The sequence below is a fragment of the Vineibacter terrae genome (assembly GCF_008039615.1).
In the GTDB taxonomy this organism is placed as follows: domain Bacteria; phylum Pseudomonadota; class Alphaproteobacteria; order Reyranellales; family Reyranellaceae; genus Vineibacter; species Vineibacter terrae.
On the sequence record NZ_VDUZ01000020.1, the window covers coordinates 83,520 to 105,868 of the forward strand.

Here is a 22,349-nt window from a genome sequence, read left to right on the forward strand (position 1 = left end):
GCGGTCCTCGCTGCTTCTGGTGCTGCTGTCAGTTCGGATCTATGGCACGCTCGCTGGTCTTGATCAGCACCTCCGACGTCAGTGTCCGGTGCACCGGGCACATGTCGGCGATCTCCAGCAGGCGCTTGCGGGTCGCATCGTCGAGCGTGCCCTGCAGCACGATCTCGCGGTCGATGCGATCGAGCCGCCCCGACTTGGTCTCGCATTCGTCGCAATCGGTCGCATGGATCTTGGTGTGGCGCAGATGCACCGACACGCGTTCCAGCGGCAGCTGCTTGCGCTCGGCGTAGAGGCGCAGGGTCATGCTGGTGCAGGCGCCCAGCGCCGCCATCAGCAGGCCGTAGGGATCGGGGCCGCTGTCGAGGCCGCCGGAAGCGACAGGCTCGTCGGCGCGCAGGCGATGCCGGCCGATGGCGACGTGCTGCTGGAAGCGGCCGCCGCCGGTCTCCTGGACCCGGACGCCGTCGACCGGCGCGTCGTCGCCGGCATCGGGCGCCGCTGCCGGCGTGAGATAGCGCTCGACCCAGGCGGCGATCACGTTGGCGGCATAGGCGGCATCGCGCGGGCGGCGCAGCAGGTGGTCGGCGTCGTCCAGCGACACGAAGCTCTTGGGATGCCGAGCCGCGGCGAAGATCGCGCTGGCGTTCTCGATGCCCACGGTGTCGTCGGTCGGCGCATGCAGGACCAGCAGCGCCCGGCGCAGATGGGCGACGCGCTCGCTCAGCTTCTGGCCGGCGACGTCCTCGAGGAACTGCCGCTGCACGCGGAACGGCCGGCCCGCCAGCATCACCTCGACCTCGCCCTGGGCGGCGATGTCGGCCAGCCGATCGCCGAAGAGGTGCGTGATGTGGCCGGGGTCGCTGGGAGCGCCGATCGTGGCCACGGCGCGCACCTCGGCGATGTCGCCGGCGGCGGCCAGCACGGCGGCGCCGCCGAGGCTGTGGCCGATCAGCAGCTGCGGCGCGGCGTGCGTGCGCCGCAGGTGATCGGCCGCGGCGATGAGGTCGGCGACGTTGGACGAGAAGTTCGTGTTGGCGAACTCGCCGTCGCTGGCGCCCAGGCCGGTGAAGTCGAAGCGCAGCACCGCGATGCCCAGCCGCGTCAGGCCCTGGGCGATGCGCGAGGCGGCAAGCACGTCCTTGCCGCAGGTGAAGCAATGCGCGAACAGCGCATAGGCGCGCGGTGGCGTTTCGGGCAGGTCCAGCAGCGCTGCGAGCCGCTCACCGCGTGCGTTGGGAAAGTTGAAGCGTTGGGCCGGCATGTCATCCTCCTGAGCGCTGAGGCCGTTGTCAGGATACGCCGTCTCGATTGATCTATGATGCCGATCCGCAGTCAATTGTCCGCAAGCTGCATGGAGCAGGCGAGGCGTGATGTCGAGACTTGGACGCCCGTCGGCGACAATGCTGGACTGGTCCCATCTGGCGGACGGCACACCTGAGTGTCCGCAGGGCACGATTGTCGAGGTCGTCGGCTGGGTGGCGCCGGTGGCGGAGGGCGCGCGCCACGACTATTTCCTGCTGACGCCGGAGCCGGTCTGCTGCTGGAGTTGCCTGCCGTCCGATCCAGGCCCGTGCATCGAGGTCCTCGCGGCCGAAGCGATGTCGCTGCCGCCATGTCCCGTACGTCTTCGCGGACGCTGGCACCGGCTGGCGGATGGTGATCCCGGCGACTGGCGCTGGCAGCTGCGCGAGGCGCGGATCGGCGCCGTCCTGCCCCGGCCCGGTGACGGATTCGGGCTGGGGCGGCGCCTGATGCTGGCCGCGGCGCCGCTGCTCTATCCGGCCGTCGCGGCGGCGCAGGGCAAGCTGCCGGGTGCAACGCCGGCCCAGCGCATGGAAGACGCGCGCCGGCTGATCTCCCGGACCATCACCGTGGACCTCCACAGTCACGCCGGCCGCATCCTCGGGGCCGAGCGGGTCGCCAACCACAGCCCGTTCACGGCGGTCGCCGACCCGATGCGCGAGGGCGGCATGGCGCTGGTGTGCCTGGCGATGGTGGCCGACACGCCGGTGACCCGCATTCTGCCGGAGCGGCGCATCGTCCCAAGCCGGGCGCCCGAGCCGGGTGAGCTCTACGCCTGGGGGCAGCGTGCCTTTGCGCGGGTGGTGGACCTGGTGCGCAGCCAGAAGCTGGCGGTGGTCAGCAGCGCTGCCACTCTGGCCGCGGCGCGGCAGCACGGCCCGGCGGTGGTCATCGCCGCCGAGGGCGCCGACTTCCTCGAGGGCCGTATCGAGCGGCTGCAGGAGGCGCAGGCAGGCTGGCAACTGCGCCACCTGCAGCTGACGCACTATCGCGTCAACGAGCTGGGCGACATCCAGACCGAGGCGCCGCAGCATGGCGGCCTGACCGACTTCGGCGCCGAGGTCGTCCGTACCTGCAACCGGCTGGGCATCGTCGTGGATGTCGCGCACGGCACGTTCGATCTCGTGAAGCGCGCCGCATCCGTCACCACCCGGCCGCTGGTGCTGTCGCACACCTCGCTGAGCGCCAGACCGGCGCCGCGCAGTCGCCTGATCTCGCCGGATCACGCCCGGCTCGTCGCGCGCACCGGCGGCGTGATCGGCATCTGGCCGCCGACAACCATCTTTGCCGACATGGCGGCCTATGTCGCGGGCATCGCCCGCATGGTGGATGTCGTGGGCATCGACCATGTCGGCATCGGCAGCGATATGCTGGGCCTGCTGTCGCCGGCGGTGTTCGACAGCTACCGCCAGCTGCCCGACCTGGCCGCCGCCCTGCTGGCCGGCGGCTTCAAGGCCGAGGATGCGGCCAAGATCCTCGGCGGCAACTACATCCGCGTGCTCACGGCGACCGTGGGGTAGGTCGTCGCTGGCGGCCTATGCCGTCGCCAGCGCGTACACGCCCTCTGCACCGCCGGGCAGCCGGTGCTGCTGCCAGCTGCGGCCGCCGTCCTCGGTGCCGAACACTTGGCCGCGGCGGGCGGCGCACCAGATGCGATCGGGATTGGCGGCGCTGGGCGCGACGATCATCAGCGTGCTGTCGATCGACACGTCGTGGTCGAAGCGCTGCCAGCTCTCGCCCAGATCGTGGCTGCGGTAGAGCGAGCCGGCGTCGCTCACCGCGGCGATGCTGAGCGCGGCGTACATGGTCCGGGGATCGTGCGGCGAGACCTTGATGTCGCGGGCATAGGTCAGGGGCGAGAAGCGGCCGACGCCCATCTCCGACCAACGCGTGCCGCCGTCGTCGCTGCGGAACAGGCCCATGCGGTTGGCCAGGAACACGGTGCCTGGCTGCGCCGGGCTGATGGCCAGCGCGTGCGAATCCATCATGCCTTCGGTTTCGGTGTTGCTGACGATGCGGCTCTTCAGCCGCGGCTGCTCGGCATATTCCAGCAGGCTGTCGTTGCAGCTCTGCCAGGTGTCGCCGCCGTCGCGGCTGCGGATCACGCCGCCGACCTCGAGCGCGGCATAGAGGTCGTCGGGCCGGTTGGGATCGATGGCCAGGCGGATGACGCGGCAGGGGAAGCTCATGCGCACCATGCCGCGCGGCTCGGGGGGCGACAGCTCGCGCCAGGTCGCGCCGCCGTCGCGGCTGCGATAGATCGTCGTGCCCTGCGTGCCGGCATAGATCGTCTGCGAATCCCTGGGGTGGATCGCCAGCGACCAGACCAGGCGCTCCTTGCCGGGCAGGGTCAATGCCGTCCACGTGTCGCCACCGTCGCTGCTGCGGTAGGGGCCGGCCTGCGTGCCGGCATAGACGACGTTCGGCGCGCCCGGGTGCGTGGCGATGCAGCGCACCTCGGCATTCTCAGGCAGGCCGCTGTCGAGCGTATCCCATCGCCCCGCTGCGATATCCAGGCGGTAGATGCCCTGCATGGGCGTGTTCTTGTCGGCGCCGAACGCTTGCGCCACGCCGGCATAGACGTAGGTCTTCATGGTCGCCTCGCCGTTTCCTCCGCTTTGTTGCAGCGAGAATAGCGCGCGGCGAAGGCGCGGAGAAGGCGGCGCCGGGGCACACGCTGGCATGGCTGGATAGTGCCGGCAGCAGGCCGGGAGTGCCGCCATCCCGAACGCCGCGATAATCTTGGAAACGACAGGAGAACCGTTGCGCCCGGGACGGCGGCCCGACGATCCGCCGGCGCGGTGGCGCCGGCAATGGTCGGTTCGAGGGGATAAACGCTCGTCCGCGCGATCTATTCCGACATCCGCTCGCTGAAGCCACCGATTACGCAGCGATGGTCGCGACGCCTCAGCGTGCCGGCATGGCCGGCGATCTGCTCACCGATCGCCCCGGTACCGGCTCGGCGTCGTGCCCGTATGGCGACGGAATACCCTGTTGAGGTGGCTCTGATCGGAGAAGCCGCAATCGGCCGCGACGACCTTGATCGGCAGCTTGCAGTCGCGTAGCAGCCTCTTCGCCCTGGCAATCCTCCTGGCGACGACATAGGCGTGCGGGGCCATGCCGAATGCGCCCTTGAATTTTCGGGAGAAATGGTAGGGGCTGAGCCCGGTAAGCGACGCCAGATCGTCGAGGGCGATGCTCACCGACAGTCTCTCTTCTATGAATTCGCTGATCCGGCGGCTGAGGCCTGCTTCGAGCGATCCGCTTTCCACCGATCGGAAGCTGACCTTTGCATAGTGACGCAGGACATGGATCGCGATCTGAGTGCGGATTGCGTCGACATACAGACGCTCGCCTAAACCATGGCCGTTCAGCTCCTTCTCGAGCATCCGCAGATACAGTGGCATCATTGCGTCCTCGGATCGGACACTGTCCTGGATATCGACCTTCGCCAGATCACGTTCGAAGACCTGCTCGGCGGTGCTCGCGATGGCGCCATGCTGCAGATGGATGTGCTTCACATCGATCGGCTGGTCCCAGTGCCACACTGATTGCTCCGCCCGCGTCAGCAGCGAGATCACGCCGCGCTCGACGACTTCGCTGTGCCAGCGGCCGCCGCTTCGACGGCGCATCGTCGATTTGCCGCCCTGATAGACCACGAGCATGTAGTCGCGCATTGGTGGAATGTCCGCTTCCTGCTCGCCGTAGCGGTATCCCTTGAGGGTGATCCCGCGCCAGCCCAGATGCGCGCTGTCCGTGGTTTTCTCGCCGGGAATCCAGTTCGGAATCAGATCCGGCGGTACGAGTGCTGTCATCTCCCCCCCCCCCTGCGGCCAGCCCCTTCAACGCCGCCCTTGCGGATCCGAGGCTGGCGTTCGCGCCGGCCCGCGGGTCTGTTGGCACCAAGCGTAGGTCGACAGCGGCGCTGCCCGCAAGGTCGGCGCAGGAACGTACAAGAGGGTGCGCAAGCCGATCCAATACCGATCGCCTGTCTATCCGTTAGCGTCCAAACGCCATGCCGCTACACGCGAGCACGCATGTCTGCGGGCGACGCAACGACGTGGCGTCGCCGAATGACGATCATAGCGCGGGAGGACAATGATCATGACCACTAGCGGTGCAGCGAAGATGCTGCGCGATCTCTACCAGGACTGGACGAATCGGATGACCGCCGATCCCAACCTGTCCATCGCCAACCTCCGCAGCATGTTCGACGAATGGGGGCAGGCCGCGCTCGAACCGGAGAACGTGACCTACAGGAGCGACCGGATCGGCGGCGTCGAGGCTCTCTGGGCGCTGCCGATCGGCGCCGACGCCTCCCGTGTGATCGTCTACACGCATGGCGGCGGCTTCGCGGTGGGATCGGCTGACAGCCACCGCAAGATGGCGGGTCATCTGGCGAAGGCCCTGGGCGTGACCGCCGCCATCCTGCACTACCGCCGTGCGCCCGAGAACCCGTTCCCGGCCCAGATCGAGGACGCGGTCGCTGCCTACAAGGCGCTGCTCGCCAAGGGCCAAGAACCCGGGAAGATCACGACGGCGGGCGACAGCGCTGGCGGCAACCTGGCCATTGCGAGCGTGTTGAAGATGCGCGACCTGGGATTGCCGCTGCCGGGCAGCGTCATCGCCTATTCGCCCTGGCTCGACATGGCGCTTCGTGGCGCCACGCTGGAAGCGAACGCCGCTACCGACGCCCTCGTCGGTCGGCCTATCCTCGAAGGAATGGTCGGCATGTTCCTCGGCGGCAGCACGAGCCCGCTCGACCCTCTGGCTAATCTGCTCGAGAACCACTTCGACGGCTTTCCGCCCCTGTACATCAACGCAGGCAGCGCCGAGACGCTGCTGAGCGACTCCGAGAACCTGGCGGCGAAGGCCAAGGCACAAGGCGTGAAGGTCACGCTCTCCGTCGTGCCGGATATGCAGCACGTCTTCCCGGCGCTGGCCGGGCGGGCGCCAGAGGCTGACGAGGAGCTCGCGCGAATCGCCGCCTGGTACAAGGCCCTCTGATCCTTCAGCGCGCCGGACGAACGCAAGTGTCGTCCGCCGATCTTTCGACAAGCAACCAGCGAAGGCCGCCACTTTCGTCGCGGCGTGCGATTCTTCACCTGGAGGAGACACGTGAAAGCGAGTTCAACAGCCACGAGGGCCAGGGGCGCGGATTTCGACGCAATCGTCGTCGGAGCAGGCTTCGGCGGCCTCTATGCCGTGCACAAGCTTCGCGACGGACTGGGCCTTGATGTCCAGGCCTTCGACAGTGCCGACGATGTCGGTGGGACATGGTATTGGAACCGGTATCCGGGCGCCCTGTCCGACACCGAAAGCTACTGCTACCGCTTCTCCTTCGACAAGGAGCTGCTCCAGCAGGGGCACTGGAAATCGCGCTATCTGACCCAGCCGGAAATCCTCGACTACCTGAGCGGGTTTGCCGATCGCTTCGACCTGCGCCGCAGCTATCAGTTCGGCACGAAGGTCACGGCTGCGCGATTCGACGAAAGCGCGGGCCTCTGGAACGTCACGACCGACAAGGGCCGGACGCTGACGGCAAAATACCTCGTCACCGGCCTCGGACTTCTGTCTGCGACGAACAAGCCCCCTTTCAAGGGTATCGACGGCTTCAAGGGCGAAACCTACCACACCGGGGCGTGGCCGGAGGGGATCGACCTGGCCGGAAAGCGTGTCGGCGTCATCGGTACGGGATCGACCGGCGTGCAGGTCATCATCGCGCTCGCGCCGGTCGCAAAGCACCTCACCGTGCTCCAGCGCTCCGCGCAATATGTCGTTCCCATCGGCAACGGTCCCGAATCCGAGGAGAGGATCAACGAATACAAGGCGCAGTACGAGGCCATCTGGAAACAGGTGAAGGAATCGGCCGTGGCCTTCGGGTTCGCCGAAAGCACTGTGCCTGCCATGTCGGTTTCCGAGGCGCAACGCGAACGCGTGTTCGAGGACGCGTGGAAGCGCGGCGGTGGCTTCTACTTCATGTTCGCAACCTTTTCCGATATCGCCACCAGCCCGGAGGCCAATGCTGCGGCGGCAGATTTCATCAAGCGCAAGATCGCAGGGGCCGTGAAGGACCCGGACACGGCGCGCAAGCTGATGCCGACCGATCTCTATGCCAAGCGCCCGCTTTGCGGCACCGACTACTACGACGTCTACAACCGGGCTAACGTCACGCTGGCGGACGTGAAGGCCGATCCCATCGCCGAGTTCACACCGACGGGCATCCGCCTGCAAAGCGGCGCCGAGCACGAGCTCGACGTGGTCGTCTTCGCGACGGGATTCGACGCTGTCGACGGCAACTACACGAGGATCGACATGCGCGGTCGCAGCGGCGTGACGATCCGTGAGAAATGGAAGGAAGGACCGCTGGGCTACCTCGGCATGATGGAAAGCGACTTTCCCAATTTTTTCATGATCCTCGGCCCGAACGGTCCCTTCACCAACCTGCCGCCCAGCATCGAGACGCAGGTCGAATGGATCTCTGACACGATCGCGCACATGGAGCGCAAGGGCGCGAGAACCGTCGAGCCGACGCAGGCGGCAGAGGACGAATGGATCGCCGCCTGTCGCACAATCGCGGATATGACACTCTTCCCCAAGGCACAGTCGTGGATTTTTGGAGCCAACATCCCCGGCAAGAAGAATGCCGTGATGTTCTACATGGCCGGGCTTTGCAATTACACCAAGGCCTTGAATTCGGTGAAAGAGTCCGGCTACGGAGCCATGATCTTCGACCGTGAGCCAGCGATGGTCGTCTGACAGGAGGATGCAGCGGCAGCGCCACCGAAAGCGGGCCAGGAAAGGCACTCTCGCGCCAGTGCGCGAGAGTGCCGGGCATCGAGGCTTCGGCTCGTGCGGCTCATCCGACACCGGCTTCGCTGAAGCCGGTTACGCGGCGATGATCGAGACGCCGTAGCTCGCGAGCACGTGGTCGCGCGTCACGAGCGGCATCTGCTCCACGATTGCCTGCGCGACTATGAGGCGGTCGAAAGGATCGCGATGATGAAGGGGCAGGCGGGCGGCCTGCAGTGCGTGCGGCAGCTCCATGGCCACCGGCGCGGCGCCAAGCGCGCGCATGCCGCCTTCAATGTCGCCGGGCGCCCGGAGCTTGCCGATTGCGGTCTTGATGCCGATCTCCCAGACGCTGATGACGCTGAGGAAAAGGTCGTTGCTGGAATCCGTGATCAGCTCGATCGCTGCCGGGCGCAAGCGGCCGCCGCCTTCCATTGCCCATAGAAAGACGTGGGTGTCGAGCAGCAGCTTCACGACGGCGGATCGCCTTCCTCGAACAAACGTGCGATCTCCTCGTTGACTTCGGGCGAGTCCCAGTCCGGAGCCATCCAGACCTTGCCCTTCCAAAGGCCGAGCTTGCGTCTGGCTGGCTTCTTCGTCACGGGCACAAGGCGGACCACGGGCTTGCCGGCCTTGCAGATCACGACCTCTTCGCCCTTGGTCGCGGCGTCAACCAGCTCCGAGAGCTTCGTCTTCGCTTCGTGCATGTTGGCGGTCTTCATGGCAGCTCCTTCTAGCTAACCTAGCTAGGTTGAGTGCCCTTTTCAAGGCGCCCTACGATTTCCTGCTTGCGCCGGCATCGGCCCGATTGTATGTACGACCTCACGTGGGATTTGAAGCCGACCGGCTTGCGGCCACGTTAAAAACCGCTAAAAGGTCGGGAGCCTTTCGAAAAGCCCCGTCCTTCACCGGTCGGGGCTTTTTCGTTGCGCAGGCGCCTGGCGCTGCGCGGGTCGGGAGGCAGTGATGGACGGTGATTTCCGCGGGCGGCGCATCGAGACGCGGCAGGATGAGGGCATCGCGGGCTGGCGGCCGCAGACACGCGCGGTGCGCGGCGGCTTGCGGCGCAGCGACTTCGAGGAGACGTCGGAGGCGCTGTTCCTGACATCGGGATATGTCTATCGCAGCGCCGAGGAGGCCGAGGCGGCCTTCACCGGCGAGCTCGACCGGTTCCAGTACTCGCGCTTCAGCAACCCCACGGTATCGACCTTCGAGGACCGGCTGGCGGCCCTGGAAGGCGCCGAGGCCTGTCGCGCCACCGCCACCGGCATGGCCGCCGTCTTCTATTCGCTGCTGGCGCTGCTGCGCGCCGGCGACCGCGTCGTGGCGGCGCGCCAGCTCTTCGGGTCGTGCCACTACATCATCTCGGACCTGCTGCCGCGCTTCGGCATCGAGAGCGAGCTGGTCGACGGGCTGGATCTCGAGGCCTGGAAGGCGGCGCTGTCGCGGCCCACGAAGGCGGTGCTGTTCGAGACGCCGTCCAACCCCATGCTCGACATCGTCGACATCAAGGCCGTGGTCGATCTCGCGCATGCCGCCGGCGCCAAGGTGGTGCTCGACAACGCGTTTGCGACGCCGATCCTGCAGCGGCCCATCGAGTGGGGCGTCGACGTGGTCGTGCACTCGGCCACCAAGTACATCGACGGCCAGGGCCGCACCCTGGGCGGCGCGGTGCTGGGCTCCAAATCATACATCGTCGACCAGCTGCAGCCGATCACGCGCAACACCGGCCCGGCGATCAGCCCCTTCAACGCCTGGGTGCTGCTGAAGGGGCTGGAGACGCTGCCGCTGCGTATCGAGCGGCACTCGGCCAACGCCGCGCGCGTCGCCGATGCGCTGGCCGGCCACCCCGCTGTGGCGCGCGTGCTCTATCCCGGCCGCAAGGACCATCCGCAGCATGCGCTGGCGACCGCGCAGATGCCGACCGGCGCCGGCGGCATCGTCGCCTTCGAGCTGAAGGCCGGCAAGTGGGCCGCGTTCGAGACCCTGAATCGGCTGAAGCTGGTCGACATCTCCAACAACCTGGGCGACGCCAAGAGCCTGGTCACGCATCCGGCCACCACGACGCACAGGCGCATCGGCGAGACCGAGCGGGCCAGGCTCGGCATCAGCGACGGCCTGGTGCGGCTCTCGGTCGGACTGGAGGATCCCGACGACATCATCGACGATCTGGTGCAGGCGTTGGCCGGCTGATCGCGCGATGTCGCTTGCCTGCGCGCTTTGGGCCGCGAATGCCGACTGGGCGCAGCGCACGCTGGCGCATCCGTTCGTGCGCGGCCTGGGCGACGGCAGCCTGCCGGTGGACAGCTTCCGCCGCTACGTGGCGCAGGACGCGTATTTCCTGGAGGCGTTCGCGCGCGCCTATGCCGCCTGCCTGGCGCAGTCGACGGAACGGGCCGACCTGCAGGCCTTCGCCGGCCTGATCGCCGGCGTCATGGAGGAGCTGAAGCTGCACGCTGCCTATGCCGAACGCTGGCAGGTCGACCTGACCAGCGTCACGCCGGCGCCGGCGACGCAGGCCTACACCGGCTTCCTCGTCGAGCTGGCAGGGCTGGGCCGCATCGGCCTGACCGCGGCGGCGATGACGCCATGCATGCGCCTCTATGCGTTCCTGGGCCAGGAGCTGGCCAGGGGGCCGGTGGCGGCGACCTATGCCGAATGGGTGCGCACCTATGCCGCAGCCGAGTTCGAGGCGCTGGCCGCGACCCTCGAAGGGCTGGTGGATTGGCACGCCACCGACAGTCCGGCGGTGCGCAACGCCTATCGCCGCGCCATGGAGCTGGAATACGGCTTCTTCGACGCCAGCCTGTAGCGCAAGATGCTTCATGGTGAGCTTGTCGAACCATGAGATGTCCGCACCACGGTTCGTGCGGCCTTCATGGTTCGACAAGCTCGCCATGAGGGATTCGCTGAGCGGGGCAGCGATTAGAGCGCCTCCGCTTTATATCGGCGCCGCGACGCGCTCGATAGTGTGGTCGAGCAGGTGCTGCAGCTCGATCACCGCATCGGTGCCGACGGCGGCGCGCAGCGTGCCTTCGGCCTGACGCCAGAGCGGCACGGCGCGGCGGAACATGGCCTTGCCTTCCGCCGTCAGCGTGATCGCGCGCTGTCGCCGATCGTCACCAGCCACCAGCTCGACCCAGCCGGCGCGGATCAGCGGCCGGATGTTGCGGGTCAACGTGGTGCGGTCCATGCCCATGACCTCGGCGAAGCTGCCAATCGCCATCGGCGGCTGTCCCATCAGGCGGCCCAGCAGCGAATATTGGGTGACGCGCAGGCCCAGCGGCGCAAGGTGATGGTCGTAGATCTGCGTGACGCGGCGCGCCGTGCGGCGCAGCCGCAGCAGGGTGCATTGCGAGGGCTGCAGCTCGCGTGCTGCATCTATCCTGGAATCGCTCATTGTCGCTCGCCGCGGCTGCCGCCCGGTCGCGGCGGCATTCAACATGTGGCACGAGGATAGCGCAGCTCCGGCGACGCCGAAACCGCAAAGTGCATATACACGCTCTGACCGTGCCGCGGCCGCCTGACGGCGCAGGGCGCCATCACCCGCTTGAATACGGCCGATGCTGCCCCATGTATTGCGTTTGGTATGCCTGCGATGCCTATCCGTCGTCTGGCGACAAGCGTCTTGTGGCGATAAAGTCTGCCGAACCAACAGAGGCGGGTACGGAGCGAGCAATGTTCAGCGAAGAGACTCGCGCCATCCGCGTGACGGTGGCGCCGACCTATCTGCAGGACCAGTCCGATCCGGACGAGGCTCGTTGGGTCTGGGCCTATACCGTGCGCATCGAGAATCGGGGCACCGAGAAGGTGCAGCTTGTCAGCCGGCACTGGATGATCACCAATTCTCGTGGCCGGCAGGAGGAAGTGCGCGGTCCCGGGGTCGTGGGCAAGACACCGATGATCGAGCCCGGCAAGTCATTCGAGTACACAAGCGGCTGCCCGCTGGACACGCCGTCCGGCTTCATGGCCGGCACGTATCAGATGGTCGCGGAGAGCGGCGAGCGCTTCGATATCCGCATTCCGACATTCTCGCTCGACCTGCCGCGCGAGCATCGCTCGACGCTGTCGCAGGAGCATCGGACCCTGAACTGACGCTGTCGGCCACGAATCGGGAAGGAAGCAGGATGAACAAGGTGCTCAAGAGGCCCAGCCTCGGGTCGGTCGCGGCCGCCTCCTCGCAGGTGAAGCCGACGCGGGCGGAAGCCGAGGAGGCGGTGCGAACGTTGATCCGCTGGGCGGGCGATGATCCCGACCGCGAAGGCCTGGTCGGCACGCCGGACCGGGTCGTGCGCTCGTACGAGGAGTTCTTCGCCGGCTACGCCGAGGATCCGCGCGAGATCCTGGCGCGCACCTTCGAAGAGACCGACGGTTATGACGAGATGGTCGTGCTGCGCGATATCCGCCTGGAGTCGTATTGCGAGCACCATATCGTGCCGATCATCGGCAAGGCGCATGTCGGCTATCTGCCGGCGCACCGCGTCGTGGGCATCAGCAAGCTGGCGCGCATCGTCGAGGCCTATGCCAAGCGGCTGCAGATCCAGGAGAAGATGACGGCGCAGATCGCCAACTGCATCCAGGAGGTGCTGGAGCCGCGCGGCGTCGCCGTCGTCATCGAGGCGGCGCACCAGTGCATGACCACCCGTGGCATCCGCAAGCCGGGCGTGGCGATGGTCACCAGCCGCATGCTGGGCGCGTTTCGCGACGATCCTTCGACCCGCCGAGAGTTCCTGGCCATGATCGGCAAGAACGGCGCCGGCGGCTACGCCTGAGCGCGGTCGGGACTGCGGCAGGCTGACCGCGGTCCCGAAAGCATTTGATTCGCCACCGCCGCCGTGGCGAAATCCGCGCTCACAGACGCGGAGCTTCGGAATGGCGGGAGAGATCGTCGGTTCGGTGGAGATGCTGCGGCGCCTGGTGGCGTTCGACACGACCTCGCGCGAATCGAATCTGGCGTTGATTCACTACGTCCGGGACTACCTCAAGGGCCACGGCATCGACTCGACGCTGGTGCCCAACGCCGAGGGCACCAAGGCCAACCTCTACGCCGCCGTCGGCCCCGTGAAGGAAGGCGGCGTGGTGCTGTCGGGCCACACCGACGTCGTGCCCGTCGATGGCCAGCCCTGGGACACCGACCCGTGGACGCTGACCGACAAGGGCGACCAGTACTACGGCCGCGGCACCTGCGACATGAAGGCGTTCTCCGCCATCGGGCTGGCGATGGTGCCGCATTTCCTGCGCGCGCGCCTGAAGGTGCCGATCCATTTCGCGCTGAGCTACGACGAGGAGGTCGGCTGCCTGGGCGCGCACTCCCTGGCGGAGCGGCTGACGGGCGCCGTGCCGCGACCGCAGGTGATCGTGATCGGCGAGCCCACCATGATGACGGTGGTGCACGCGCACAAGGGCGCGCGCAGCTACGTCACGACCTTCACCGGCTTCGAGGCGCATTCCTCGATGACGCATCTTGGCGTCAGCGCCGTGCACTTCGCCGGCGAGTTCATCGCCTTCCTCAACCGGCTCGAGGCCGAGCTCGAGGCGCGCGCGCCCAAGGACAGCGAGTTCATGCCGCCGATGTCGACGATCAATGTCGGCACCGTGCATGGCGGCACGGCCGGCAACATCCTGGCCCGCGAATGCACGCTGCTGTGGATCTCGCGGCTGCTGCCGACGGACGATCAGGAGGAGATCGAGCGGCGCGCGTTCGACTACCTGCAGAACACGCTGCTGCCGGCGATGCGGCGCCGGCATCCCGACGCCAACATCGTCACGGAGCGGCGGTCCTCGACGCCGCCCTTCTCGCCGGAGGGCAATGACGCGGCCAAGGCGCTGGCGCGCGCCTGGTCCGGCTCCAACGTCGTGGGCAGCGTGCCCTACGGCACCGAGGCCGGCATCTTCCGCCGCACGATCGGCGCGCCGACCGTGGTCTGCGGCCCCGGCGACATCGCCCAGGCGCACCAGCCCAATGAGTTCATCCTGAAGTCGCAGATCGACGCCTGCGAGAACTTCATGCGCCGCATGGTCGAGTGGGCCGAGCAGCAATGACGAGCGCCGCCGCCTCGCCAGACATGCTGCGCCGCCTGGTCGGCTTCGACACCACGTCGGCGAAATCCAATCGCGCCCTGATCGATTGGGTGCGCGACTACCTCGCCGGCCATGGCGTGGCGGCGACGCTGGTGCCCAACGAGGCCGGCACCAAGGCCAACCTCTATGCGTCCATCGGTCCCGCGGTTGCCGGCGGCATCGTGCTGTCGGGGCACACCGACGTCGTGCCGGTCGACGGCCAGCCCTGGAACACCGACCCGTGGACGCTGACGGAGAAGGACGGCCGCCTCTACGGCCGTGGCAGCTGCGACATGAAGGGCTTCGTGGCCTGCGTGCTGGCGGCCGTGCCGCGGCTGCGCGCGGCCAGGCTGAAGGTCCCGGTGCATTTCGCCTTCAGCTATGACGAGGAGGTCGGCTGCCTTGGCGCGCATTCGCTGGCCGAGCGCCTGATGGGCAGCGTGCCGCGGCCGCGGGCGGTGATCATCGGCGAGCCGACCATGATGGGCACGGTGCGCGGCCACAAGGGCCAGAACAGCTACCAGGTCGTGCTCACCGGCTTCGAGGCGCATTCGTCGATGACCCATCTCGGGGTCAGCGCCGTGCATTTCGCCGGCGAGCTGATCCATTTCATCAACGGCCTGCAGGACGAGCTTGCGGCGCGCGCGACCGACAACGGCTACATGCCGCCGTTCGGCACGATGAATGTCGGCACCCTGTCGGGCGGCACGGCGGGCAACATCCTGGCCCGCGAGTGCACGCTGATATGGGAATACCGCCAGGTGCCGGGCGATGACGCCGACGAGGCGCGCCGCCGCGTGCAGGCGCATATCGACGATGCGCTGCTGCCGGCGATGCTGCGCCGCCATGCCGCGGCGCGGATCGAGATGACGCCGCGCTTCGTCGTGCCGGCCTTCAGGGGCGAGGAGCGCGGCGAGGCCGAGCAGCTCGCCCGCGCCTGGAGCGGCTCGAATGACTCGACCATGGTGGCCTATGCGACCGAAGCCGGCATCTTCCAGCAGACCGGCATCTCGACCGTGGTCTGCGGCCCCGGCGACATTGCCCAGGCGCACCAACCCAACGAGTTCGTGCTGACCTCGCAGCTTGCCGCCTGTGATGCGTTCCTCGATCGCATGATCGAGTGGGCGGAGCGGGGATAGAAGCGCCCGCGCTTCCGCCAGTGCTGGCGTGGCACACGCACATCGTCATCCCGAGCGCAGCGAGGGATCTCCTGCGAAAGACGCACGGCACGCCATTCGCGGGAGATCCCTCGCTGCGCTCGGGATGACAGGCGATGCCCAGACGGGGCTACTTCAGGAACCGGGCCAGATAGGCGCGGGCGTTGGCTTCGAACACCGGGACAAGATTGTCCATCGCGGCGATCAGCAGCTCGTGCCACACCGCCGACCGGTCGGAGTCCTTCATGCTCTCGGGCACCGTGCGCCAGGCGGAGGCCTCGGCGCTGGTGCTGCCCACGGTGGCGCCCAGCCGATCGCGCACCTGCAGGGTGACCGCAAGCCGCAGCGTGAACTTGTCGGAATCCTCGCGGATCAAGGATTCGATCAGACCCTTGCGGGTGCGCAGCTTCTCGGTGACGACACTGGCGTCCTCGATCACGAACACGGCCGCCGAGTCGTCCCGGCCGGGGGCTGCGGCCTCGATATGGCGCCTGGCCCAGTCGTCCATCGTCGCCAGGGGCGAGACGATCATGCGGTGCTCGACATTGGGCATCTGTTGCGGCGGCGCATAAGCCTGCACGACCTCGACCCGGGCCACGTCCAGCCGCAACGGTGCCGAGCCGAAATCCGGCACCGAGAAATCGAACGAGCGGCGCTTGCCCGCGCTGGTCGCGGCCGTCGGCGCCGCCTGGGGTGCCGGTGCCGGCGGTGCCACCTCGCGGGGGGCAGTTGCGTTCTGTGCCGGCGGCAGGCCCTGCGGCGCCATCGGCGCGTTCTGGCCGAATGATGGGTTCTGGGCGAGGGCGGGAATGGAAAGCAGCGCAGCGACCGCACCGACAAGCACCGGCACGGCGCGACGGCCGATGCGTACGAGGCAGGCAGGCGCCGATATCATGAACGCCGAGTGTAAGCCCGTTTACGGCGCCATTGCGGCGAGATGCCACCTTCTCCCGTCACTGTGCGGAAAGACTGTATGCAATTTCGCACCTGCGAGCCGCGCGCGACGGCATCGTCAGGCCGTCTCGAGCGCGTCCAGATCGGCGTCGGCGTAGCGATAGGTGGTCGAGCAGAACTCGCAGGTGACGATCACCCTGCCGCCGGCGTCGCGCAGCTCGTCGAGCTCGCTGCGCCTTATGGTGCGCAGCACGCGGTCGATGCGCTCGCGCGAGCAGCGGCACTGGTCGCGCAGCGGCCTGCGGTCGAAGGCGCGCACGCCGTCCTCGTGGAACAGGCGCAGGAGCAGCCCCTCGACCGGCAGCGCCGGATCCAGCATTTCCGCCGCCGTGGCGCTGCCCAGCAGCACCACGGCCTTGCGCCAGCGATCCTCGCGTTCCTCGGCGTCGAGCTCGGCGATGAGCTGCGCCGAGGGCAGCGCCTGCAGCACCAGGGAAGCGGCGCGCCAGTGCCGGCCGTCATGCACGACCGCAAGCTTGAGGCCGGCGGCAAGCTGCTCGGATTGGCGGAAGTAGTGGTGCGCGCAATCGGCCAGCGTGGCGCCATCGAGCGCGACGACGCCCTGGTAGCGCTCCGTTTGCGGACCCTGGTCGACGGTGAACGCCATGTGGCCGGCGCCCAGCAGCCGCGGCACCGGATTGGCCGGCAGCCGCGAGGCCGCATCGAGCGGCACGTCGCGCAGCACCGCCTCGAGGCGGGCGGCATCGACCTGGGCATAGCCGCGCAGGGCGCCCTCCGATGTCAGGTCGACGACCATCAGCCTGACCGGCCCATCGCCACGCAGCTGCAGGGTGAATATGCCGTCATATTTCAGCGTTGATGCCAGCGCGGCGCCCAGCACCAGCGCCTCGGCCAGCAGCGCCGCGACGGGCTCGGGATAAGCATGGCGCGACAGGATCGCGTCGAGCACCGGGCCCAGGCGCACGGCGCGGCCGCGCACGCCCAGGGCCTCGAGCTGGAAAGGCAGCACCGAGTTGCTGCCAGTGGCAGGGGCCGATCCAGGGCGCACGGTGTTCATGCCGAAAATCCCACAACTCTTGCGGCGCCTGATCGCCGCGCGCACGTTTCATGGCTACGCCATACGTCATGCCTGCGCGCGGGCGCCGACCTGTCCGATATAGGCGCCCGCCGCGCCGGCAACCAGCGCGTCAGACGTGCCCCAGGCACCAGGCGAGGATACCCTTCTGGGCGTGCAGGCGGTTCTCCGCCTCGTCCCATACCACCGACTGCGGGCCGTCAAGAACAGCAGCCGTGACCTCCTCGCCGCGATGCGCCGGCAGGCAGTGCATGAAGATTGCATCGTTCTTGGCGAGCTTCATCATGCGCTCGTCGACCTGATAGGCGCGCAGCAGGTTGTGCCGGCGTCCGGCGCTGGCCTCGTCCTCGTCGCCCATAGAAACCCAGGTGTCGGTCACGACGCAATCGGCACCGGTGATCGCCTGGGCCGGATCGTGGACCACGCGCACACGCGCGCCGCGCTTGGTGGCCCATGCGAGCACGTCGGCGGGCGGCGTCAGCTCGGGCGGGCAGGCGATGCGCAGCTCGAAGTCGAACTGCGCGGCGGCATGGATCCAGCTCGTGGCCATGTTGTTGCCGTCGCCGGACCAGGCCACGACGTTGCCCTTGATGGGGCCGCGATGCTCCTCGAACGTCATCACGTCGGCCATGAGCTGACAGGGATGCGTCTTGTCGGTGAGGCCGTTGATCACAGGCACGGTGGCGAACCTCGCCATCTCCAGGAGCTTCTCCTCGGCGGTCGTGCGGATCATGATGGCGTCGACATAGCGCGACAGCACGCGCGCGGTGTCGGCGATGGTCTCGCCGCGGCCGAGCTGGGTGTCGGTGGTGCCCAGCATCACCGTGCCGCCGCCGAGGTCGCGCATGCCGACCTCGAAGGAGACGCGCGTGCGGGTCGAGGGCTTCTCGAAGATCATGGCCAGCGTCTTGCCGGCCAGCGGCTGGTCGTGACCGCCGTTGCGGCGGGCGTGCTTGTAGTCGCGGCTGCGGTCCAGGATGCTGCGCAGGAGCGACGGATCGAGCCGGTCGAGGTCGAGGAAGTGCCGCGTCTCAGCCATTTGCCGCTCCTGCCAGCGCCCGGCAGGCGTCGTCGATGATGGCCAGCCCGTGGTCGAGATCCTCGCGCGTCGCGACCAGCGACGGATAGATGCGCACGACGTTGTCGCCGGCGCCGACGGTCAGCATCTGGCGCTCGAACAGGGCATTGACCATGTCGGCGCTGGGCACGACGCAGCGCAGGCCGGTGATGAAGCCGGTGCCGCGCACCTCGGCCAGCACCTTGGGATGCCTGGCGACCAGCGCCTCGAGCTTGGGCCGGAAGTAGCCGATGCGCTCGCGCACGCCCGCGAAGAAGCCCGGCGCCAGCATGACGTCGAGCACGGCGTTGCCCACCGCCGTGCCCAGCGGGTTGCCGCCATAGGTCGAGCCATGGGTGCCGAACACCATGCCGGCGGCAGCCTTCTCCGTGGCCATGAAGGCGCCCAGCGGGAAGCCGTTGCCGATGCCCTTGGCGACGGCCATGACATCGGGCTTCACGTCGAACCATTCATAGGCCCAGAGCTTGCCGGTACGGCCGAAGCCGCACTGGATCTCGTCGAAGAACAGCAGCAGGCCGAACTCGTCGCAGATCTGGCGCAGCGCGCGCAGGAACTCGCCGCTGCCGGGCCGCACGCCGCCTTCGCCCTGGATCGGCTCCACCAGGATGGCGGCGGTCTCGTCGTCGATCGCGTCGCGCACCACGTTGGTGTTGTTGAGCGGCACGTGCACGAAGCCGGGCGCCCGCGGGCCGAAGCCCTGCAGATATTTCTCGTTGCCGGTCGCCGCCAGGGCCGCGCCGGTGCGGCCATGGAACGCCTGGTCGAAGCAAATGATCTTGTAGCGTTGCGGCCTGCCGTTCACGTACTGGTACTTGCGCACCAGCTTGATGCCGCCCTCGATCGCCTCGGCGCCCGAGTTGCTGAAGAACATCGTGTCGGCGAACGAGTTCTCGACCAGCCGCTGCGCCAGCCGTTCGCCGTGGGCGATGCGATAGAGGTTCGAGGTGTGCCAGAGCCTGGCCGCCTGCTCCTGCAGCGCCTTCACCACGGTGGGGTGGCAATGGCCGAGATTGTTGACGGCGATGCCCGAGGTGTAATCGAGGAATCGTCGGCCATCCGCCGCGTAGAGGTAGGAGCCCTCGCCACGCTCAAAGGCGACGTCCTTCCGATCGTACGTCGGCATCACGGCCGGTATCACGACAGCCTCCATCATTCGCCAACAAAAACGCGACGCTCCAGCCTCGGACCCGCCGATCGCCGGAAAACGCCGCGGGGCGGCACTATCCGGACCGGCCGGCATGCTGTCAACCGGATGCAGGGCTTGTTGGTTTGAGGGTGCCGCCGCCGTCCGTTACAACTCCGTCATGAACGGCAAGACGCGCGCGGCGCCGGTGGTGTGGCTGCTGACAGGCGACAAGGGCGGCGACACGGCGCAGCTGCGCCAGCTGGCCCGCGCGCTGGATTGGCCGTGGGTGGAGAAGCCGTTGAAATTCAACGGCCTGTACCGGCTGCCCAACCGGCTGCTGGGGGCTTCCACGATGTCCCTGGCATCACCGTCCGACGCCGGGTTGGTGCCGCCGTGGCCGGATCTCGTGCTGTCTGCGGGGCGGCGGGCGACACCGGTCGCCGGCTGGATCCGCCGGCGCAGCGCCGGGCGCGCCAAGCTGGTCAATGTCGGGCGGCCCTGGGGACCGCTTGCCGCCTTCGATCTCGTGATCGCGATGCCGCAGTACCAGCTGCCGGCCCGCGACAATGTGTGGCCCGCCCGGCTGCCGTTCAACCGCCTCGATGCCGCGGCGATGCAGGCAGGGGCGGCAGCGTGGGCGCTGCAGCTGGGCGATCTGAAGCCGCCCTACATCGCCGTGCTGATCGGCGGGCGGGCGCGGCCGCTGCGGTTCGATGCCGCGGCGGGCCGGGCCATCGGCAGCGGTGTCGATGCGCTGGCGCGCACGCTACAGGGCTCGGTGCTGGCGGTGACCAGCCGACGCACGCCCGAGGCGGTGGCGACGGCGCTGCTGGGCGAGATCAAGGTGCCGCTGCTGGCGCATCGCTGGCGGCCGAACGACACGTCCAACGCCTATGCGGCGTTCATCGCCCTTGCGGATCGCATCGTGGTGAGCGGCGACAGCGCGTCGATGCTTGCCGAGGCCTGCCACAGCGGCAAGCCGGTATCCGTGGCACCCGTGCCGCTCGACGATTCGCCGCGGGAGCGCGGGCCACGGGCGCTGTGGCGTCACCTGCCGCGCGGCGTCGTCGATGCGCTGCATGCCGGCGGATGGGCCATGCTGCCCCGCGACATGGCGGCGCTGTGGCAGCCGCTGGCACGTGCCCATCATGTGCATGTCCTGGGCACGAAGCTGGTGCCGACCACGCCGCCGCCGGACGACCTGCCGGCGGCAGCCGATCGAATCCGCGCGCTTCTGGACTGACGCGCTATTCCGCCGCGGCCGGCCCGGGGCGCGGGCCCAGCGCCGCCGGTGCCGGTGCCGGTGCCGGTGCGGGCGCCTCGGCCTTGCGCACGCGCGTATTGATCGTATGCATCACCGTCCAGCCGAAGACGACGGCCGTCAGCACTTCCGCGAAGATACGCGAAAGGGCGGCGCCGACGATCCCGAACTGCCACGCCAGCACCAGCAGCGTCGGCACGGAGATGCAGGCCAGGATCAGGGCGAGCTTCAGGTTGCGCACGGCGCGGCCCATCGCGGTCATCGCCGGCATGAACGGTGACATCGCCACCGAGGCGACACGCGAAATCATCAGCATCAGGGCCGGAACGTAGGCCGAGGCGAAATGCTGCTGCGCCGCCTTGTGGAAGAACAGGCCGAGCAGGGGTGGCCCGAGCACGGCGAACACGCCCACCACCAGCACGGCGCCCAGGGTCGAGGTGGCGCTGCTGCGCACGACCAGCCGGCGGAAGCCGCGGTAGTCGCGCGCGCTCCACAGATGCGCCAGCTGCGGGAAGACCGAGATGACGAACATCCGGGCCGGTCCGGAAAGGACGGAAGCGGCCTGCTTGGCGATCTTCCATAGCGCCGCGCCGGCCGGACCGGTGAAGGCGGCCACGATCATGTCGTCGGACTGCTTGGTGAGGACGCCCAGCGAGGTGCGGCCGTTGTTGGCCAGCACGAATTTCCAAAGGCCGGGGTGGCCGTCGGTGTGGCGTGCGAAGATGTCGCGCCAGCCGGGCGTCAGGTCACGGCGGCGCAGTTCGCGCCAGCCGAACCACACGGTGATGAAGCGGTCGATCGCCGAGGAGGCGAGATAGGCTGCGCCGAACCCCCAGATGCTCCATTCGAGCTTGTAGCACAGCACGCACAGTATCAGCCGAACCGCCGGCCCGATCGGCTCGGTGACGGCCAGCAGGCCGAAGCGATCGAACAGGCGCAGCACGCCCACCGGGGTGGCGCTGACCGTGAAGAAGGCGCTGACGCTCAGGAACAGCGCGAAATGCAGGTATTCGGACGGCACCTTGATCAGCGGCAGCACGACGAAGGCCAGGCCGGCGCAGACCGCCAGCGAGACCAGCGCCGTGCCGATATCCAGCAGCGTGTTGAACGCGATCAGCCGGCGCAGCGCGTCGCGGTCGTTGCGCATCAGGTCGTCGGCGCCGTACTTCACCACCGCTTCCCAGGTGGAGAACTTCAGCGTGTTGCCGACCAGGCTGGTGAAGCTGAGCAGCGCCGTCAGGATGCCGAACTGCCACAGCCCCAGGCCGGCGGTGGTGAACCAGACCGAGCCCAGCCCGATGACGGCACTGAAGGCGCGGCCCGAGAACAGCATGATGGTGTTGGCGTACAGCTTCTTGAGCGTGACGTCGCGTCGCCATGACCAGAGCCGGCGGAGCCAGGTCTGTGGCGACGCCGGGGGAAGTGACGGGTCGGGTGACGACATAGGCGGGCTATGCGAAGCGAAATGCGGCGGCTTTGTGGCGCTCGCGATCACCATTGCCGCACGGGGGCTGCGGGCTGCCAAAAATCATCATAAGCCGGCGAGGCCGTCAACGTCGCCGCCCGCGACGCGCCGCCGCCCT

At 68.1% G+C, this 22,349-nt stretch carries 21 protein-coding genes and 1 riboswitch; of the genes, 10 read left to right on the forward strand and 11 right to left on the reverse strand.

Annotation, left to right across the window (positions count from 1 at the left end):
- Positions 1-28 precede the first annotated feature (28 nt).
- Positions 29-1,261: a bifunctional alpha/beta hydrolase/OsmC family protein gene (locus FHP25_RS18250; protein WP_147848381.1), complete on the reverse strand. Its 1,233-nt coding sequence runs from the start codon at positions 1,259-1,261 to the stop codon at positions 29-31.
- A gap of 109 nt (positions 1,262-1,370) precedes the next feature.
- Here FHP25_RS18250 and FHP25_RS18255 point away from each other — a divergent pair, with 109 nt between their 5' ends.
- Positions 1,371-2,822 (forward strand): dipeptidase, encoded by a 1,452-nt coding sequence (locus FHP25_RS18255; protein WP_218578435.1) that lies wholly within the window; start codon positions 1,371-1,373, stop codon positions 2,820-2,822.
- 15 nt (positions 2,823-2,837) lie between these two features.
- On the opposite strand, the gene FHP25_RS18260 is transcribed toward FHP25_RS18255, so the two are convergent.
- Together FHP25_RS18260 and FHP25_RS18265 are read right to left on the reverse strand one after the other, a co-directional pair.
- Positions 2,838-3,896 (reverse strand): WD40/YVTN/BNR-like repeat-containing protein, encoded by a 1,059-nt coding sequence (locus tag FHP25_RS18260; RefSeq protein WP_178133613.1) that lies wholly within the window; start codon positions 3,894-3,896, stop codon positions 2,838-2,840.
- 342 nt (positions 3,897-4,238) lie between these two features.
- Positions 4,239-5,117, reverse strand: coding sequence for a helix-turn-helix domain-containing protein (locus FHP25_RS18265; protein ID WP_147848384.1), 879 nt, complete (start codon positions 5,115-5,117; stop codon positions 4,239-4,241).
- Positions 5,118-5,430: 313 nt separating this feature from the next.
- Between FHP25_RS18265 and FHP25_RS18270 the strand changes: the two genes are divergently transcribed.
- Both FHP25_RS18270 and FHP25_RS18275 read left to right on the forward strand, forming a co-directional pair.
- Positions 5,431-6,309 carry an alpha/beta hydrolase gene (locus FHP25_RS18270; RefSeq protein ID WP_218578436.1) on the forward strand — a complete coding sequence of 293 codons (879 nt, stop codon included), beginning with the start codon at positions 5,431-5,433 and terminating at the stop codon, positions 6,307-6,309.
- A 111-nt stretch (positions 6,310-6,420) separates the two neighbouring features.
- Entirely contained in the window at positions 6,421-8,061 is a 1,641-nt protein-coding gene (locus FHP25_RS18275; RefSeq protein WP_147848386.1) for a flavin-containing monooxygenase, read from the forward strand.
- Between the two features lie 129 nt (positions 8,062-8,190).
- Here the strand turns inward: FHP25_RS18275 and FHP25_RS18280 are convergent, their stop codons facing one another.
- Both FHP25_RS18280 and FHP25_RS18285 read right to left on the reverse strand, forming a co-directional pair.
- Complete coding sequence (locus tag FHP25_RS18280; RefSeq protein ID WP_147848387.1) at positions 8,191-8,568, reverse strand: type II toxin-antitoxin system VapC family toxin; 378 nt, start codon at positions 8,566-8,568, stop codon at positions 8,191-8,193.
- The gene (locus tag FHP25_RS18285; RefSeq protein WP_147848388.1) at positions 8,565-8,816 is read right to left on the reverse strand and encodes a type II toxin-antitoxin system Phd/YefM family antitoxin; all 252 of its coding nucleotides are present in this window, start codon (positions 8,814-8,816) and stop codon (positions 8,565-8,567) included. Before FHP25_RS18285 ends, FHP25_RS18280 begins: the two co-directional genes overlap by 4 nt.
- A 94-nt stretch (positions 8,817-8,910) precedes the next feature.
- Positions 8,911-8,987: riboswitch (SAM riboswitch) on the forward strand.
- A 73-nt stretch (positions 8,988-9,060) separates the two neighbouring features.
- Between FHP25_RS18285 and metZ the strand changes: the two genes are divergently transcribed.
- Entirely contained in the window at positions 9,061-10,287 is a 1,227-nt protein-coding gene (gene metZ / locus FHP25_RS18290) for an O-succinylhomoserine sulfhydrylase (protein WP_147848389.1), read from the forward strand.
- Between the two features lie 7 nt (positions 10,288-10,294).
- Positions 10,295-10,906 (forward strand): TenA family protein, encoded by a 612-nt coding sequence (locus FHP25_RS18295; protein WP_147848390.1) that lies wholly within the window; start codon positions 10,295-10,297, stop codon positions 10,904-10,906.
- Positions 10,907-11,035: 129 nt separating this feature from the next.
- On the opposite strand, the gene FHP25_RS18300 is transcribed toward FHP25_RS18295, so the two are convergent.
- A complete protein-coding gene (locus FHP25_RS18300; RefSeq protein ID WP_147848391.1) occupies positions 11,036-11,494 on the reverse strand; it encodes a MarR family winged helix-turn-helix transcriptional regulator in 459 nt (152 codons plus the stop codon).
- Between the two features lie 278 nt (positions 11,495-11,772).
- On the opposite strand from FHP25_RS18300, the gene apaG reads away from it, so the two are divergent.
- The 4 genes from apaG (at position 11,773) to argE (FHP25_RS18320) (ending at position 15,293) form a co-directional block, all read left to right on the forward strand.
- The gene (gene apaG / locus FHP25_RS18305) at positions 11,773-12,189 is read left to right on the forward strand and encodes a Co2+/Mg2+ efflux protein ApaG (protein ID WP_147848392.1); all 417 of its coding nucleotides are present in this window, start codon (positions 11,773-11,775) and stop codon (positions 12,187-12,189) included.
- 32 nt (positions 12,190-12,221) lie between these two features.
- The gene (folE, locus tag FHP25_RS18310; protein ID WP_147848393.1) at positions 12,222-12,866 is read left to right on the forward strand and encodes a GTP cyclohydrolase I FolE; all 645 of its coding nucleotides are present in this window, start codon (positions 12,222-12,224) and stop codon (positions 12,864-12,866) included.
- Positions 12,867-12,966: 100 nt separating this feature from the next.
- On the forward strand, positions 12,967-14,136 hold the full coding sequence (gene argE / locus FHP25_RS18315; protein ID WP_218578437.1) for an acetylornithine deacetylase: 1,170 nt from the start codon (positions 12,967-12,969) through the stop codon (positions 14,134-14,136).
- Positions 14,133-15,293, forward strand: a complete 1,161-nt coding sequence (argE, locus tag FHP25_RS18320) for an acetylornithine deacetylase (protein WP_147848394.1) — start codon at positions 14,133-14,135, stop codon at positions 15,291-15,293. Before argE (FHP25_RS18315) ends, argE (FHP25_RS18320) begins: the two co-directional genes overlap by 4 nt.
- 148 nt (positions 15,294-15,441) lie before the next feature.
- On the opposite strand, the gene FHP25_RS18325 is transcribed toward argE (FHP25_RS18320), so the two are convergent.
- The 4 genes from FHP25_RS18325 to FHP25_RS18340 form a co-directional block, all read right to left on the reverse strand.
- Positions 15,442-16,206 (reverse strand): hypothetical protein, encoded by a 765-nt coding sequence (locus FHP25_RS18325; RefSeq protein WP_147848395.1) that lies wholly within the window; start codon positions 16,204-16,206, stop codon positions 15,442-15,444.
- A gap of 117 nt (positions 16,207-16,323) precedes the next feature.
- The gene (gene hslO, locus FHP25_RS18330) at positions 16,324-17,283 is read right to left on the reverse strand and encodes an Hsp33 family molecular chaperone HslO (RefSeq protein WP_147848396.1); all 960 of its coding nucleotides are present in this window, start codon (positions 17,281-17,283) and stop codon (positions 16,324-16,326) included.
- 130 nt (positions 17,284-17,413) lie between these two features.
- Entirely contained in the window at positions 17,414-18,340 is a 927-nt protein-coding gene (gene argF / locus FHP25_RS18335; protein WP_147848397.1) for an ornithine carbamoyltransferase, read from the reverse strand.
- Positions 18,333-19,529, reverse strand: a complete 1,197-nt coding sequence (locus FHP25_RS18340; RefSeq protein ID WP_408068533.1) for an aspartate aminotransferase family protein — start codon at positions 19,527-19,529, stop codon at positions 18,333-18,335. Before FHP25_RS18340 ends, argF begins: the two co-directional genes overlap by 8 nt.
- A 154-nt stretch (positions 19,530-19,683) precedes the next feature.
- On the opposite strand from FHP25_RS18340, the gene FHP25_RS18345 reads away from it, so the two are divergent.
- Entirely contained in the window at positions 19,684-20,748 is a 1,065-nt protein-coding gene (locus tag FHP25_RS18345; RefSeq protein WP_178133614.1) for an ELM1/GtrOC1 family putative glycosyltransferase, read from the forward strand.
- A gap of 4 nt (positions 20,749-20,752) precedes the next feature.
- On the opposite strand, the gene FHP25_RS18350 is transcribed toward FHP25_RS18345, so the two are convergent.
- On the reverse strand, positions 20,753-22,210 hold the full coding sequence (locus FHP25_RS18350) for a lipopolysaccharide biosynthesis protein (RefSeq protein WP_178133615.1): 1,458 nt from the start codon (positions 22,208-22,210) through the stop codon (positions 20,753-20,755).
- Between the last annotated feature and the right edge of the window lie 139 nt (positions 22,211-22,349).